General features: G+C 73.1%; 3 protein-coding genes and 23 pseudogenes. 5 read left to right on the top strand and 21 right to left on the bottom strand.

Translation table 11 applies throughout. The features are described 5' to 3' along the window. Positions 1–506: 506 nt before the first annotated feature. The 15 genes and pseudogenes from UG55_RS40150 to UG55_RS40085 form a co-directional block, all read right to left on the bottom strand. Positions 507–794, bottom strand: a pseudogene (locus UG55_RS40150) (serine/threonine protein kinase); the annotation flags it as partial. 1 nt (position 795) lies between these two features. Beyond that, positions 796–1,088: pseudogene (locus UG55_RS40145) on the bottom strand (serine/threonine protein kinase); the annotation flags it as partial. Position 1,089: 1 nt separating this feature from the next. After that, positions 1,090–1,503, bottom strand: a pseudogene (locus tag UG55_RS40140) (serine/threonine protein kinase); the annotation flags it as partial. Between the two features lie 549 nt (positions 1,504–2,052). Next, a pseudogene (locus tag UG55_RS40135) lies at positions 2,053–3,059 on the bottom strand (lipid II flippase MurJ); the annotation flags it as partial. A gap of 1 nt (position 3,060) precedes the next feature. After that, a pseudogene (locus UG55_RS40130) lies at positions 3,061–3,689 on the bottom strand (lipid II flippase MurJ); the annotation flags it as partial. Position 3,690: 1 nt separating this feature from the next. Beyond that, positions 3,691–5,292 (bottom strand): lipid II flippase MurJ (locus tag UG55_RS40125; protein ID WP_304440429.1); only part of this gene is annotated, 1,602 nt, incomplete at its 3' end. Positions 5,293–5,582: 290 nt separating this feature from the next. Then, positions 5,583–6,048 (bottom strand): annotated as a pseudogene (locus tag UG55_RS40120) (hypothetical protein); the annotation flags it as partial. A 1-nt stretch (position 6,049) separates the two neighbouring features. Further along, positions 6,050–6,222 (bottom strand): annotated as a pseudogene (locus UG55_RS40115) (hypothetical protein); the annotation flags it as partial. A 1-nt stretch (position 6,223) separates the two neighbouring features. Continuing rightward, positions 6,224–6,420: pseudogene (locus UG55_RS40110) on the bottom strand (DUF6049 family protein); the annotation flags it as partial. A gap of 1 nt (position 6,421) precedes the next feature. Beyond that, a pseudogene (locus UG55_RS40105) lies at positions 6,422–6,880 on the bottom strand (hypothetical protein); the annotation flags it as partial. A 1-nt stretch (position 6,881) separates the two neighbouring features. Beyond that, positions 6,882–8,206 (bottom strand): annotated as a pseudogene (locus tag UG55_RS40100) (DUF6049 family protein); the annotation flags it as partial. A 1-nt stretch (position 8,207) separates the two neighbouring features. Beyond that, positions 8,208–8,372: hypothetical protein (locus UG55_RS40095; protein ID WP_242424859.1), on the bottom strand; the 165-nt coding region annotated here is incomplete at its 3' end. Beyond that, positions 8,369–8,677 (bottom strand): annotated as a pseudogene (locus UG55_RS20540) (NUDIX domain-containing protein); the annotation flags it as partial. The gene UG55_RS40095 and the pseudogene UG55_RS20540, both read right to left, overlap by 4 nt. Before the next feature lies 1 nt (position 8,678). Further along, a pseudogene (locus UG55_RS40090) lies at positions 8,679–8,739 on the bottom strand (NUDIX hydrolase); the annotation flags it as partial. Position 8,740: 1 nt separating this feature from the next. After that, positions 8,741–8,839, bottom strand: a pseudogene (locus UG55_RS40085) (NUDIX hydrolase); the annotation flags it as partial. A 242-nt stretch (positions 8,840–9,081) separates the two neighbouring features. Here UG55_RS40085 and UG55_RS40080 point away from each other — a divergent pair. Next, positions 9,082–9,568: pseudogene (locus tag UG55_RS40080) on the top strand (CCA tRNA nucleotidyltransferase); the annotation flags it as partial. A gap of 1 nt (position 9,569) precedes the next feature. Continuing rightward, positions 9,570–10,617, top strand: a 1,048-nt coding sequence (locus UG55_RS20535) for a CCA tRNA nucleotidyltransferase (protein ID WP_242424855.1), incomplete at its 5' end; no start/stop codon positions are given. A gap of 62 nt (positions 10,618–10,679) precedes the next feature. Here the strand turns inward: UG55_RS20535 and UG55_RS40075 are convergent. The 3 pseudogenes from UG55_RS40075 to UG55_RS40065 form a co-directional block, all read right to left on the bottom strand. Continuing rightward, positions 10,680–11,038 (bottom strand): annotated as a pseudogene (locus UG55_RS40075) (MFS transporter); the annotation flags it as partial. 1 nt (position 11,039) lies between these two features. Then, positions 11,040–11,262 (bottom strand): annotated as a pseudogene (locus tag UG55_RS40070) (MFS transporter); the annotation flags it as partial. Between the two features lies 1 nt (position 11,263). Continuing rightward, positions 11,264–12,077 (bottom strand): annotated as a pseudogene (locus UG55_RS40065) (MFS transporter); the annotation flags it as partial. A 246-nt stretch (positions 12,078–12,323) separates the two neighbouring features. Here UG55_RS40065 and UG55_RS40060 point away from each other — a divergent pair. From UG55_RS40060 to UG55_RS47735, 3 pseudogenes are all read left to right on the top strand, one after another. Beyond that, positions 12,324–13,356 (top strand): annotated as a pseudogene (locus tag UG55_RS40060) (substrate-binding domain-containing protein); the annotation flags it as partial. A gap of 1 nt (position 13,357) precedes the next feature. Continuing rightward, positions 13,358–13,933: pseudogene (locus UG55_RS45580) on the top strand (VWA domain-containing protein); the annotation flags it as partial. A gap of 1 nt (position 13,934) precedes the next feature. Continuing rightward, positions 13,935–14,149: pseudogene (locus UG55_RS47735) on the top strand (hypothetical protein); the annotation flags it as partial. 108 nt (positions 14,150–14,257) lie between these two features. Here UG55_RS47735 and UG55_RS40050 read toward each other — a convergent pair. From UG55_RS40050 to UG55_RS40040, 3 pseudogenes are all read right to left on the bottom strand, one after another. Beyond that, positions 14,258–14,399 (bottom strand): annotated as a pseudogene (locus UG55_RS40050) (inositol-3-phosphate synthase); the annotation flags it as partial. A gap of 35 nt (positions 14,400–14,434) precedes the next feature. Continuing rightward, positions 14,435–14,642: pseudogene (locus tag UG55_RS40045) on the bottom strand (inositol-3-phosphate synthase); the annotation flags it as partial. 1 nt (position 14,643) lies between these two features. After that, a pseudogene (locus tag UG55_RS40040) lies at positions 14,644–14,955 on the bottom strand (inositol-3-phosphate synthase); the annotation flags it as partial.

The raw sequence follows: 14,955 nt of genomic DNA, 5'->3' as shown, positions 1-14,955 counted from the left end.
CGGTGACCCGCCCCCGGAACCGTCGCGGCGCCGCCCGCCCGCCGGCGGCAGGCCGTTGCCGTCATCAGGGTGCCGGCGAGGCTCGGACGGACCGCGCTGCGCCGGGTAGCCGTCATGCCCCCGCTCGCGGTCGTCGCGGCCGTCGTAGCCGCGCCCGCCGCCGTAGCCGCGCTCCTCGTAGGAGGTCTGGTCGTAGCCACCGCCGCCCAGGTACGCCGTCTGGTCGTACCCGCGGCCGCCGCCGGCGCCGCCGCGGTAGCCGCCGGCTGGGCCGGTGTCGCCGTAGCCGGCACGGCCGCCGGTGTCGCCGTAGCCGCCGCGCCCGCCGCCGTAGGAGTCCCGCCCGCCACCGTAGGGGTCCCGCCCGCCGTAGCCGTCCTGAGCGCCGTAGCCGTCGCGGTTGTCGTAGCCGTCGCGGTTGTCGTAGCCGCTGTGGCCCGAACGGTCGGGGTAGGCCGCCGAGGCGGGGTAGTCCGAGGTGGCCGGGCCGTAGGGCTCCACCGGCNTCGCCTCGGTGCTGATCGGGCCCTCGTCGCCGAGGCTCATCAGCCCCGTGTCGAGCACCTGGTCGACCGGGCTCACCGCCTCCAGCTCGGCCACCAGCTCGGCGGCCGTGGTGATGGGCGCGCCGGCCCGGTCGTCGCCGAGGGTGGCCAGGGTGATCGCGTCAAGGTCGCGGGGGACCGCCGAGTTGACCTGCCGGGGGGTGCGCAGCCGCCCGTTCGACGACGGCGCCGCCGGCAGGGCGTGCTCGCTGTGCAGCGGCCAGGTGCCCGTCAGGCCGGCGTAGAGCANGGCGCCCAGTGCTCGGACGTCCGCCAGTTCCGAGACGGCGGCGGCGTCGCTCTCCTCACCGTCGCCAGGCGCCGGGGAGGAGCCGTCCAGACCGGCGAGGATGCCGGCGATCTCAAGATCGACGACCTTGACGGTGCCGTGGCTGGAGATGATGACGTCGCCCGGGTTGAGCCCGCCGTGGTGGATGCCGCGCTCGTGCGCCGCGGCCAGGACCCTGGCCGCGGCGAGCACGACCGCGCCGGCCTGCTCGGGGCGCAGTGGCCCCTCGGCCGCGAGCTGGCGCAGCGTTCGCCNCTCCACCCACTCCGAGACCACATAGGAGATCCGGGCGGAGCCGACGGTCGTCGTCGTCGCGTCATACGTGGAGGCGGCACCGGGGTGGACGAACCTGCCCGAGCTGATCGCGGCCTTCAGCAACGCCTGGGCGACGTCCTCCAGGACGGTTCCGTCAGCCCCGGGCCGGGCGGCCGGGTCGTCGTCATCGAGATGCTCGACGACCCGGACAGCGACCGGACGGGCCAGCACGTTGTCGTCACCCCGCCACAGGGTGACCGGGCCGCGAGTGTTCAACGCGGTCAGAAGTCGGTAGCGCCGGTCGAGAACTGATTCGGCCAGTACCGCGGTGCTGGCCTGACGTTGGGCCGGCGCATCGTTGGTCACGTCGTTATCGACGTCCGCGCCCTGCGGTCGGTTGCTTCCGTCGACCACAGCGCCTCCGTCGTCCATACCTGCCGGCGGGTTGCCCCACCCGAACCGGGCAGGGGATCCGCCCAGCGTTCCGCCACCGCGAACGGACACCCCGGGTACCCTCCGTCGCCCTGGCAGAGATGGTTCGCTCGAAAGCGGGACCAGCCCGGATGCTGCACCTGGTTCACCGGCGACGTTGGCGGGGCCCGCGCACAGCGTGTTCAGTGTACGAGGCCAGCCCTGTCATCTCGCGGATGTCTCCGGACAAGCCAGGTTGGCACTCTGGTGGGAACGGCCGCCCGGAGATGTGCCCCTGGCCTCCCCCACAGGGGTGGATTAGGACGATCGCCGATGCGGTCGCGTGAACCCGATGCGTGTTGCGCGTTTCCGCTGACGCCCTTTGTACTGGATCTTGCTGGCCGGTCGCGGGATTTCACGGGATCGTCGCGGTAATGCTGCGCATGGTTGTGCTGCGACGTGTTCGTTGGGCTCCCATGGGGGCGGTGGCGGTCCGGATGGCGCGACGGCACCGAGAAACGCGGAGCCCACACCGCTGAACGGCCGAAACCCTCAGCCGGGACGTCCGCGCCCGCCGCCCGGGCCGCCGTCCCGCCGCGGGCCGCCGCCCCGCTGCCCACCGCCGCCCCGCTGCCCACCGCCGTCCCCACGCGGTCCGCGGTTGCGGCCCTGGCCGGGGTCGCGGCCCTGACCGGGTGCCTGCCCCCGGCTCCGGCCGCGGTCCGCCGCGGACCGCGACGACGACCCACGACCCGACGACCCACGACCCGAAGACCCACGACCCGACGACCCACGGTCACCCCGGTCCCGCTCGTCCCGATACGGCGAGTTGCGGTCGGGAGATGAGGCGCGGTCGGGAGATGAGGCGCGGCCCGGCTGGCGGGTGGACCCCTTCCGCACGGTCGGGGCGCCGCCGGCGGCTGCCGCCGTGCCGCGGCGGCCCCCGCCGAACCTTCCCCCGATCATGCGCATGAGGGCGGTCATCTCGTAGAGCCCGCTGCGGACCGAGATCACGACGAAGGCCAGGCCGCCGACGACCAGCGCGACGATGACCGCGATGCCGGACGGCAGCCAGCCCTGCCCGAGCAGATCGCGCAGTCCGTTCGCGACGACACTCGCCAGCACCGCGCCGACGCCGGCCGTCACGCTCACCCGGGTGGTCACCCGCGCGATGCGGTTGCCGTCGATCCCGCCGAGCCTGCGCCGCAGCAACGTGGTCGTCGCGGCCAGACCGATCAGGTAGGCCAGCGAGAAGCCCAGTGGCAGCACGACCGCGCGGTGCTCCTCGTCGGCCACCCGGGACAGCACGATGGCGGCGACGACGTTCGTCGCGACCACACCGATGTTGACCAGCGCCGGGGTACGGCTGTCCCGGTAGGCGTAGAAGGCGCGCAGCTGCACCTGGAACAGCGAGAAGGGCACCAGGGCCACGGCGAACGCGCTCAGGGCGTCGCCGATCCGCACGGCGGCCTCGTGGTCGACGGCGCCGCGACTGAAGATCGTGACCGCGATCGGACGGCCCAGGGCCAGCAGGAACAGCGCGGACGGAACGATCGCGGNGACCGTCATCCGGGTTGCGGTGGAGAGGTCCTCGCGGACCAGCGCGGTCTTGCCGGCCGCCGCGTGGTTGCTCATCCGGGGGAGCAGCGCGGTGACCACGGAGACGCCGATGATCGCGTAGGGGAGCTGGAAGATCTGGTACGCGTTCTGGTAGATCGTGAGAACCTGGCCACCCGTCGCCAGATTGGTGATCACGACGAAGCCGATCTGGCTGACCACCACGTAGAGCAGCGTCCAGCCGGCCAGCTGATAGGCCGCCCGCAGCCCGGGGTGACGCAGGTCGAGGCGGGGGCGGTAGCGGAAGCCGACGGCCCGCACGGCCGGCAGCAGCGCCACGGTCATCACGATCACACCGAGTGTCGTCCCGCTTGCCAGCACGAAGGTCTGCGTGTCGGTGATCCCGTCCGCCGTCAGCGGGGTCCGCCCCGGGATGAGGATGAACGCCACGCAGGTGGCGATGACCACCAGGTTGTTGAGCACCGGCGCGAACATGGGCGCGGCGAACGACTGTCTGGTGTTGAGGACCGCTCCGAGCGTCGCGCCGACCCCGTAGAAGAGCACCTGCGGCAGGAACCAGCGCAGCAGATCCGTGGCCAGCGCTTTCTGGGGCTCGTTGTCGGTGTCCATGTNGAGCTCGATGATCTGGGGTGCGACGAGCATCCCGAGGATCATCGCGACGCTCAGGCCGAGCACTGTCAGGGTCAGCAGGGACGAGGCGAAACCGTCCCCGCCGTCCGGGTCCTCCTTCGAGGCCCGGACCAGCACCGGGACGATGGCGCTGGTGAGGATGCCACCGAGCAGCAGGTCGTAGAGGACGTTCGGAGTCGTGTTCGCGGCCGTGTAGGCGTCACCGACAGTGCCGACACCGATCGCCGCCGCGATGGCGACCGTGCGCACGAAACCGGAGGCCCGGGAGGCGATGGTGCCGATCGCCATCGTCCCGCTGGCTCGGCCGAGACCGGTGCTCTTTCCCGTGCTCTTTCCGGTGCCGGCAGCCTTGCCGCCGCCCGCGGCCCTGCCGGTGCCGGTTCCCCGGGTTCCGGCCGTGGGCGCGGGACGTCGCTCGGTTGGCTGGCGCGGCGGGGCCGCTCGGGGCGGCAGCCCCGGCGCGCCCGTCGACCCGGCCCGCTTCGCGCCGGGCGGCGGTGTCACCGGCGGTGGCAGCCGGGCGGTGCGGTCGTCCGCGGGCAGCTCGTAGAACGGCTCGTCGCCCGGCTGGACGGGGGGACGATGCCGCGCCATGCCGTCGTGGGCACCGCCGCCGTGGGCAGGGGCACCGGGTGCCGGCGTGCGCGCCCGTGCCGGTCGAGCCGCGGGCCCGCCTTCGGACGGCGGCGGGACGCGCGGCGCGCTCGGCAGCTTCCGGGTCTGCTCCCCGGGTTCGGCGGACCCACGCTGGCATGAGTCGGAGGGGTACCCGCCGAACGACTCGGCATCCACCTGGTATGACTTGGGCGACGTGCCCGCATACGGGTCGATCCGGCGCACGCCGCTGTCGTGCGGGTCTCCGGTGTGACTCGGGCCCGCTGCCGGTGATGGTGTCGGGTATCTGCCGCCAGCACCGGTGTCCCAGCCGGGCGCCGGACTCCGTTCCGGCCCGTCCGGCGGCGGCCGGTTCTGGCCGTGCTCCCAACCGTGGTCCGCTGGCGGGAACTGCCTGCGTGGTGGCGGCGTGCCGCCGCCACGCCCGGGGCGGCTCTCGCGCGGGCGGGGCGTGCGCCCGTCTCGGGCCGGGTCATCGATCCGTTCCGGCGGGTAGCCCGGCTCGGTGTACCGGGGGCTGTCGTAGCTCGGCTCGCCGTATCGGGGGGCGTCGTACCCAGGTCCGCCATAGCCCGAACTGTCGTATTCAGGCCGGCCATGACCGCGGTCATCGTAGTTCGGGTCGCGGTAGTCGCGATCGTCGCGGCCTCGCCCGCCACCGTGCCCGCGCGGATCGCCGGACAGATACGGATCGTCACGCCGGTAGGGGTCGTCGCGCCGGTACTGCTCCTCGTGCCGGTACTGCTCCTCGTGCCTGTACCGCTCGTCGTACTGAGGGCCGTCGTCGTACCGGTGGCCCTCGTTCCCGTAGCCGTCGTCGGGCCGGTGGCCCGACGACCCGGGCCCGGTGTGCGGGGGGCCGGAACGGGCCGGGCCCGGGGGTTGCTCGTAGCGGCGCCGGGCAGCCTGGTCCCGACGCGGGTCCGGGTCGTCCCACGGCGCCGCGGAGTCTTCGACGGGTCGGGCCACGTTCGGACGGTAGCGGTCCGGACGCTCGTAGGCATCNGGAAACGGTGGGTGTTCCGGACCGGGTTCGTGGTCGCGCACGTATCGGTCGCTTCCGGGATCGACGTACCGCTCCACCGTGTACGGATCGCCGGAGGCGCCGGGCGCGGGGCCCCGGCCGCGCCGAACGTCGCCGTGACCGCCCTCACCGTCGCCGGGGCCGCCCTCGCCGTAGCCGTGACGGTCGTCGCCGTAGCCGTGACGGTCGTCGCCGTGACCGCCGTGCGGTGACCGTCGACGCCCGTCCGCCGGCGTCACCGGCCGTCCCGTCGCCGTGGCCGGGCCGGGGGTCCCGACGTGGTCGTGGACCCCGATGTCGGGATGGGAGCCGATGGTGTCACCGGCGGGCGACGTGTCTGCTCCGGCCCGGCGGGCGCGGGGTTCCGCAGCGGCAGGGTCGCCCGGTCGGGCCACTCGGATTCAGCCGCGGGCCGGAGTGGGTGGTTGCCGGGTGAGTCGGTGCCGCGGAACGGACTGGCCCCGCGGAACGGACTGGCGCCGAGAAGGGGTCCCGCGCCGATGAGCGGATCGGCATCGAGAAGTGGGTCACCGGATGCCCGGTCACTCGCGGGGAGTCGCTCGGCTTCGGGGAACGGGCTCCCCTCCGGGAGCGGGCCGGTGCCGGCTGTGGCGGTGCCCCGGCGGTGGGCGCGTAGCTTGCGTATCAGCCGGATCAGCACCGCCGCCATGAGCACACCGATCGCCCCGACCGTGATCGCCNTGGCGATGGCCCCGTAGACGGTCGAGCGGACCAGCACCCGAGCCGACGCGTCCGGCCCGATCTTCTGGCCGTCGATGGTCTCCAGCCGGATGTCGACCGGGAAGGTGCCGGCGCTCTCCGCGTCGACCTCGATCTCCACCTGGTCCTTCTGCTGCGGATCGAGGACGCGGTTGNCCTCGGTGGCCGAGACGAGCCGCCCCCGGTCGGTGGACGACAGTTTCAGCACGACGGCGACCCGCCAGGGGGAGCTGTTCTCCAGGGTGACCGGGACACGGCCGCGGCTGCTGGTGAGGTTGACCATCCGCGAGGCGACGACCCGGACGCTCGACCGGAGGTCCCGGACCCGGCCGTCGGCCCCCTGGACAAGCGCGNCACCGGCCGGCCGGTCCGAGCGCCACGCGGCGGACAGGCCCGTGATCAGCGTGTCGGTCATCGGAGAGATCTTCTCCCGCTTGCAGGCGTGCCACTCCTGGTCGGTCATCGTGCCCGCGGGGCAGAACAGCGACCCGAGGATGTGCACCCTGCGCCGGATGTCCTCGACCCCGTCGACGTAGTCGGTCGGCAGCTCTCGGCCCTGGGCGACCTCGTTGTAGGTCAGCCCCGCGCGCTGCCGGGTCCCGTCCAGGTCGGTGGCGATCGCGCCGTGGATGTCGACCGGGGTCGACCAGGTGCCGTCGATGTTCTGGAGGATCTCCCCCAGCCAGTCGGCGGGCATCGGGTTGCTGGTGTAGCGGGGCAGCGCGAGCACCACCAGCCGGCGCTGCGGAACCTCATCCGTGATCATCGCGAGTTCGGCCTGGAACCGGGCCAGCGCGGTGTCGTGCTGCGCCANGGTGCCGTTGTAGCCGGTGACGAGCTCGGTGAGCACGTGGTCGGCGGCCAGTGCGTGGATCTGGCCGGTGTTGGCGGGCAGGGTCGCCGCCGCCGAGGGGGTGTACTTCAGGGAACGGGCGGCCGGCAGGAGCCGGTCGTCGACGATCACCGTGCTCGCGCCGCCCGCGGCGAGGGCGTTGACGGTCGGCGCGTCGGCGATCCCGTCCGCGGGGAAGGCGATCGTGTCCTTCTGCAGGGGCTCGCGGCCCAGCAGCTGGGCGATCACGGTCTGGCCGGTGTTGACCGAGTACTGCAGCGCGTCGAGCTGATCGGCACGGACGGTGGCCGGCAGGTCGATGTCGCCGTAGGGCAGCGCGAAGACGGTGCCGCCCTGCCGCGCGTAGGCCTGGATCATCTCCAGGAACTGGGCGGCGTTCGGGTCGGTCGGCGCGTGCCGTTCCCCGCTGGGAGTCGCGTAGTCGTACCCCTGCTTCGACGTCATCTGCCACAGGGCCTGCACCAGCGTCGGGTCGACGCCGAGCGCGACCGCTGGATTGCTGGCGGGTAGCCCGGCGGTGGCGGTGACGGCGTCGAGCAGCTCGCGCAGCCGGCCGCCCTCGGCGATCTCGGCCGCCAGGGTGTTGTCGGTGAACAGGCCGTCGACCCGCAGTCGCGGCGGGCTCGCCAGCGGCACGACGGTCAGCACCGCCGTCCTGGCCGCGGGGGCGGTGGCCTGGGGTGCCGACAGGACCATGAAGGTCGTCGCGGAGGCCAGGATCGCCAGCGCCCGCCCGTTGACCCGGCCGACGGCCGTGACCCGCACCGGCCGGACCTCGATGCCCTGGCCCGGGACGAGCGCGGCCACGTCACCGCCGGTCAGGAACGGGGCCCCGGTCGCCGTGGCGGCGAGCGGGGCCAGTGGCTGGCTGTCGAGATCCCGCCACCTGTCGGTCGGTACCGTCTCGCCGCGGCTCATCCGCGCGAGCGCGTCCCTGGACGTCAGCGCGGAGCCGACCTCCAGCCGGATGCCGAGGTCGCTCACCGGAGCGGTGCCCTGCACGAGGACGGTCCCGGCGATCCGCAGCTGGGTGGAGCCGTTGTCCGGTGGGTCCACCCCGGTGATGGTGACCGCGGTCGTGGGGTTCGCGGTCGTGGGGTTCGTGGTGGATCCCGCCGTGCCACCGGCACCACCCGTGGTGCCCGTGCTCCCGGGCGTGGTCCGGGGCGTGCCCGAAGTGCCGCCGGTGTCAGGGGATGTCCGGGTCACCGGCTGGATGGAGACCGCTGTCCCGGCGGTGATTCCCACAGCTGAGGTCGATCCTGTGGACAACTCTGTGGACAGCCNTGTGGAAACTGTGGATGACGGCGGTTCAGGGTGGCCGCCCGGTGCTTCGGTGGCCGCCGCCCGGCCGGTGCCCGCGCCCGGGCCGACGAGCGCGGCGAGGCTGAGCGCGGCCAGCGCCGAAACCAGCCGCCGGCGCCCCCGCCGGGCCGGGAAAGGCCCGCTCACGAGGCTTTGGCGAGGATCGTCGGCACCCCGTCGAGCAGGCGCCGCTCGTCGGCGTAGGCGAGGCGGTGCGCGACGTCCCGCAGCGGCACCCAGGCCACCTCGTCGACCTCGATGTCGTCGTCGGACAGGTCACCGCCCGTCCGCACCAGCAGAAAGTGGTGGACGGTCTTGTGGACCCGGGCCTCGCCGGCGACGAACCAGAAGTCGATGGTGCCCAGCGGGCCCAGCACCACGCCCCTCACCCCGGTCTCCTCTGCGACCTCCCGGACGGCAGCCTCCTCCGTGGTCTCATCCGCCTCCACATGNCCCTTCGGCAGAGACCACAACAGACGACCATGCCGGTCCCTACGGGCGATCAGGGCCGCGTNCGCGTTGGCGGAGGCGATGTCGAGGACCAGGCCACCCGCGGAGGTCTCCTCAACCCTGCGCAGCGGCCTTCGGCCGGGCGTCCTGGGCGGGGAGGGCATGCACTGATCGTACGAGCAGCGGCCGAAACGGCCTCGTTGTGTGTCCGGTTCATCCGGGAGAATCGCCTCAGTACGTGGTTGGGNACGTTCCGCGTGGTGTGGGGGGTGCCCGGCGAGGCCGGCGGTGGCGGGNGGGGGGCCGGATGAGGCGCCGACGGGCGGCCCGCGGAGTGTCGGCAGCGTGCCGACGTGGCCACGGATGTCACCACGGGCCCGCTCGCCCGTAATCTGAACGGGTGGCTGTGATCAGTCTTGACAATCCCCGGGACTCGGCGGAGCAGGTGGTGAGCGAGCTGCTGCGCGTACCCGCGCCCGCTGACGAGCTGGGCCGGATCTTCGCCGACCACGGGCACGCCCTCTATCTGGTCGGCGGTTCCGTCCGGGACTCGCTGCTGGGCCGGGCGGAAGGCGCCCCCGACCTCGACTTCACCACGGACGCCCGGCCCGAGCGCGTCCTGGAGATCACCCGCGGCTGGGCCGAGGCGACCTGGGAGGCGGGCATCGCCTTCGGCACGGTCGGCCTGGCTCGCCGCGGCGTGCGCTTCGAGATCACGACCTACCGCAGCGAGTCCTACGACCGGACGTCCCGCAATCCGACCGTCACCTATGGTGATGGCCTGCAGGAGGACCTGGTCCGGCGCGACTTCACCGTGAACGCGATGGCGGTGTCCGTCCCCGGCCACGAGTTCGTCGACCTGTTCGGCGGGATGGCCGACCTGGCCCGCGGGGNGCTGCGGACGCCGGGCCCGCCGGAGGAGTCCTTCGACGACGACCCGCTGCGCATCCTGCGCGCGGCCCGGTTCGAGGCGGCGCTCGGCCTCACGCCCGTGCCCGAGCTGGTCGCCGCCATGCGCTCGCGGGCGGAGCGCATCTCGATCGTCTCCCCGGAGCGGGTGCGCGACGAGCTGCGCAAGCTGATCGTCAGCCCGGACCCGGTGGCCGGCCTGGAGCGGCTCGTCGAGGTCGGGGTCGCCGACCGGGTGCTGCCGGAGCTCGGCGCGATGCGGATGGAGATCGACGAGCACCACCAGCACAAGGACGTCTACGCGCACACGATGACCGTGCTGCGCCAGGCGATGGCGCTGGAGGACGACGGCCCGGACGAGATCCTGCGCTGGGCCGCGCTGCTGCACGACATCGGCAAGCCGCGGACCCGCCGGCACGTCCCCGGTGGCCGGGTCTCCTTCCACCACCACGAGGTCGTCGGACGGGACATGACGCGCCGCCGCCTCGTCGCGCTGCGCTTCCCGAAGGACGTCGTCGACGCGATCTGCTCGCTCGTCTACCTGCACCTGCGGTTCCACGGGTACGGCTCCGGCGAGTGGACGGACGCCGCCGTGCGCCGCTACGTGCACGACGCCGGTCCGCACCTGTCGCGGCTGCACAAGCTGGTCCGCTCGGACTGCACGACCCGCAACCGGCGCAAGGCCGAGAACCTGGCCCGCGCCTACGACTCGCTGGAGGAGCGGATCGCCGACCTCGCCGCCAGCGAGGAGATCGCCGCCATCCGGCCGGAACTGTCCGGCGACGACATCATGGCGCTGCTCGGGCTGCGGCCGTCGCGGCTGGTGGGGAAGGCCCGCGAGCACATGCTGGACGTCCGGTTCGAGCGTGGGCTGCTCGGCCGCGAGGCGGCGGAGGCGGAGCTGTTCCGGTGGGCACGGGAGAACGGCGTGCCGGTTCCCGGTGACGACCCGAACCCCGGTGACCGGCCGGGCGCTGGTGACCGGCCGGGCGTTGGTGACGAGCCCGGCCCCGAGGGGACCGCGGCGCCCTGACCTGGCAGCGGCCGGGCCGCCCACCGCCGCCCACCGCCTCCCGGCGGGTCCGCCGCTGACGGTCAGCTTGTCAGCGACCTGCTCGTCGTGGGCGGGGCACTCGGCCCCGGCGGCGGGCTGACCAGGGGCGCACCGTCGGCGGCGGGTGCCTCGCCGACAGCGCGGATCACCCTGTCCTCCGGATGGCGCATGGCCGCCCGGTAGTAGAGCAGGCCGGCGAGGCAGTAGCCGAGGCCCGCGGCCACGACGGTCGGCGCGGACCGGCCGTTCTCGGGCACGATCAGCGCCGCGAGCGCGGCGGCCGCCACGAAGGCGAGGTTGAAGAGCAGGTCGTAGAGGGAGAAGGCCCGGCCTCGGTAGGCGTCGTGCGTCTCCTCCTGCACGATCGTGTCGACGCAGATCTTGCTGGCCTGCGCGGAGANGCCGAGCAGCAGGCCGGCCAGCACCATCAGCGGGGAGAGGAACGGCAGCCCGAGGGCGATCTCGATGACACCGCCCGCGACGAGGACGATCGAGATCCAGGTGGCCTTCGGCAGGTGCCTGGTAACCCGCGGCGTGATGACGGCGGCGAGGATCGTGCCCACGCCGCTCGCCGCCACCACCGCGGCCAGGCCGACCAGGCCGCCTCCGCCGCCGGTGAAGTAGNTGCGGTAGAGCAGCACTGTCATGACCAGGACCAGGCCGTAGGCGGCCCGGGACGTCGTCAGCGCGGCCAGTGCCCGCCGGGCGGGCCCGTGATGCCACAGATAACGCACCCCGTCCGCCAGGTCGGTGGCGACACTGCGGGCCTGGGACCAGGCGCCCTGCCAGGGCACCGCCTCGACGGGGCCGAAGGCGAGGCGGGCGGGCCGGGCCGCTGTCAGCGCGGCGACCAGGTAGGCGACCGCGGCCAGCCCCGCCACCATGGCGACGGCCCGGTCACCGCCGCCGGTGAGACCGCGCAGGCCACTGCCGACCCCAGCGCCGAGCAGGGTGGCGACGGTGCCCGAGGTGACGGAAAGCGCGTTGGCGGTGACGAGCCGGTTGACCTCGACGACCATCGGCAGGCCCGCGGACAGCGCGGCGAGGACGAACCTGTTCACGCTGACCGAGGCCAGGGCCGTCGCGTAGAAGTCGGCGCCGGTCCGGCCGCCGAGGATCAGCCCCATCAGCGCGATCATCAGCACGGTGCGGACCACCGAGGAGACCACGAGGACCCGCTGTCGGGAGACCCGGTCAAGCACGATCCCGGCGAACGGGCCGATCACACTGAAAGGCAGCACCACGATGGCCAGGGACGCCGCGAGCGCGCCGGCGGACGTGGCGCGCTCCGGCGAGAACAGCACATAGCTGACCAGGCTCGCCTGGAACACGCCGTCCGCGGCCTGCGACGTGAGCCGGCTCGCGTAGAGCTGCCGGAATCCGCGGCCGTGCAGCAGCGTGCGCAGGTCGCCCGTCCAGTTCTTGCCGGTCCAGGCCACGCCTAGCAGCCTACGAAGCGCGCGGCGGGACCGAAATGGCGNGGCGGCGCACGGCGGCCATGGGGTGACGGAGATCCCTCTGGAAGAACTTCGGATTCCGCGCGATCACAATGGCCGCGCGACGTCCGGATGTCTCATTGTGTCGCATCAATGCAGGCACTGCAGTTCTCTGAGTGGTAGGTCGCGTTACGGAGTGTCCACTACGGTCGCTTCGCGTAGTTCGGCCGCTTCGGAGGTCCCGGTCTGATGTCTGGTGCCCGGCACCGGTCCCGCCGCCCAGGCCCGTGGATACGGGGACTCGCGATGCTGGCCGCCCTGCCGCTGGCAGCCGGTTCCGTGGCCGGTGGCTGGCTGTTGCTGCGCCCGGAGTCGGGCGCGGCGGGCTGCACCGGCTCGGTGACGCTGACGGTCGCCGTCTCGCCGACGTTGGCGGACCCGCTGAAGGATGTCGCGGCGGCCTATCGGAGCGAGCACCCCACCGCCTTCGGGTACTGCACGTCGATCCGGGTGAGCACCCTCGACGGCGGTCGGGCCGCCGCGTACCTGCGGGACGGCTGGAGCGGTGCGGGCGCGGGCGAGATGCCGGATGTCTGGGTGCCCGACTCGGCGGACTGGCTGGCCCTCGCACGCACCACCGAGCCGGCGAACAGGCTGCTGATCGACCCCGGAACAGTGATCGCCACCTCGCCCGCGGTCATCGCGATGCCGCGCCCGATGGCCGAGGCGCTGGGCTGGCCCCGGCAGCAGGTCTCCTGGGCCGACCTGCGCGGGCACCTGCGCGACGACGGCTACTGGGCGGCGCACGGGAACGCCGGCTGGGGCCGGTTCACCGTCGCCCTGCCCGACCCGCGGAGCTCCACCGCCGGCCTTTCCGCGCTGGCGAACGTCGTCGCGCAGGCCCTGGAGATCCCGGTCGAGCGACTCACCGAGAAGGCCGTCACCGACGACATCACCGCGAAGGGCGCCGTCCTCGGCCTCGAACGCGCGGCCGACCTGATAGCCGGCAGCGAGGCGGGCCTGCTCGCGGCGCTGCGCACGGCGGACATCGATGACCCGGGCACCGCGCACCCGTCCGCGGTGCCGCTCTCCGAGAGCCTGGTCTACCAGTACAACAAGGGCGTCGGGCTGGGCTACGGGCTGCCGGGCGGGGAGGGCCCCGAGCTGGTCGCGTCCTATCCGGCGGACGGGCTCGTCCTGGAGGAGATCCGTTACCTCCGCCTCAGCCGCGCCACGGCCGATCCGGTGAAGGCGCGGATGGCGCAGGACCTGCTGGCGTTGCNGGAGTCCGGGCGGGGCCGAACAGCGCTGGTCAGCCGCGGCTTCCGGCCGCCCGACGGGATCGCGGACTCCTTCGGCACCGAACTGGGGCTGGTCGCGCGGCCGCGGCTTGGGAAGAAGCCCGAGCTCGGCCCGGCGGTGCTCGCCGCGCTGCAGGCGTCCTTTGTCAGCGTGCACCAGCGTGGCAGCACCCTGGCCGTCCTGGACAGTTCCGGCTCGATGGCCGAGGGAGTGCCCGGCAGCGAGGGACGCAGCCGGCTGGAGGTGGCGGTCGAGGCGGCGGGGGCCGCGCTGTCGATGTTCGCCGACGACAGCCGGCTCGGGCTGTGGCGGTTTTCCGCCAGCCTGCACGGCGACCAGGACTGGGAGGAACTCGTTCCGGTCGGCCCGGTGAGCGAACCGGTCGGCGCCGTCTCCCGGACGCAGGCCCTGCTGGACGCGATGGGCCGGATCGAGCCCGGCGGTGACACCGGGCTCTACGACACCGCCCTCGCCGCGTTCCGGCACATGCATGACCACCATGTGGACGGCGGGCCCAACCAGGTGGTGCTGTTGAGCGACGGCCGGAACTCCGACGANGGGGGCCTGTCCCTCGACGAACTCGTCCGGACCCTGCGCCGCGAGTACTCGCCGCGGGTCCCCGTCCAGATCATCACGATCGCCTACGGGGAGGACGCGGATCTCGACGCGCTGGCGCGGATCTCGGCGGCCACCGGCGCGCCCAGCTACCGCGCACTGGACCCGAACAGCATCTTCACGGTCCTCGCCGGCGCCCTCACCGCCGTACCGGGCTGNCGGCTCGAACGCGCGGCTGGAACGCGCGGCTGGAACGCGCGAGGTCCCCGGCGGGCACCACACCTGGCGCCCGCCGGGGACCTCGTTCAGGAACGGAGCGGAGAAAGTCAGCCCTCGTTGCGGATGAAGGCCTCGACCTTGTCGCGGGCCTCGTTGTCGCGGTACTGCTCCGGCGGCGACTTCATGAAGTACGACGACGCGGAGAGGATCGGGCCACCGACGCCGCGGTCGAGGGCGATCTTCGCGCAGNGGACGGCGTCGATCACGACACCGGCGCTGTTCGNGGAGTCCCAGACCTCCAGCTTGTACTCCAGGTTCAGCGGGACGTCACCGAACGCACGGCCCTCCAGCCGGACGTAGGCCCACTTGCGGTCGTCGAGCCAGGCCACGTAGTCGGACGGGCCGATGTGCACGTTGTCCTTGCCCAGGTCGTGGGAGACCTGGGAGGTCACGGCCTGCGTCTTGGAGATCTTCTTGGACTCCAGCCGCTCCNGCTCCAGCATGTTCTTGAAGTCCATGTTGCCGCCGACGTTCAGCTGCATCGTGCGGTCGAGGATGACACCGCGGTCCTCGAACAGCTTCGCCAGCACCCGGTGCGTGATGGTGGCGCCGACCTGCGACTTGATGTCGTCGCCGACGATCGGCACACCCGCGGCCCGGAACTTCTCGGCCCACTCGGGGACACCGGCGATGAAGACCGGGAGGCAGTTGATGAACCCGACACCGGCGTCGATGGCGCACTGGGCGTAGAACTTCGCCGCGTCCTCGGACCCGACGGGCAGGTAGCAGACGAGGACGTCGGCGC

This window comes from Frankia sp. EI5c, assembly GCF_001636565.1.
Lineage (GTDB): Bacteria > Actinomycetota > Actinomycetes > Frankiales > Frankiaceae > Parafrankia.
The sequence above is the reverse complement of the archived record's forward strand: the minus strand, read 5'-3'. Positions and strand labels throughout refer to the sequence as shown.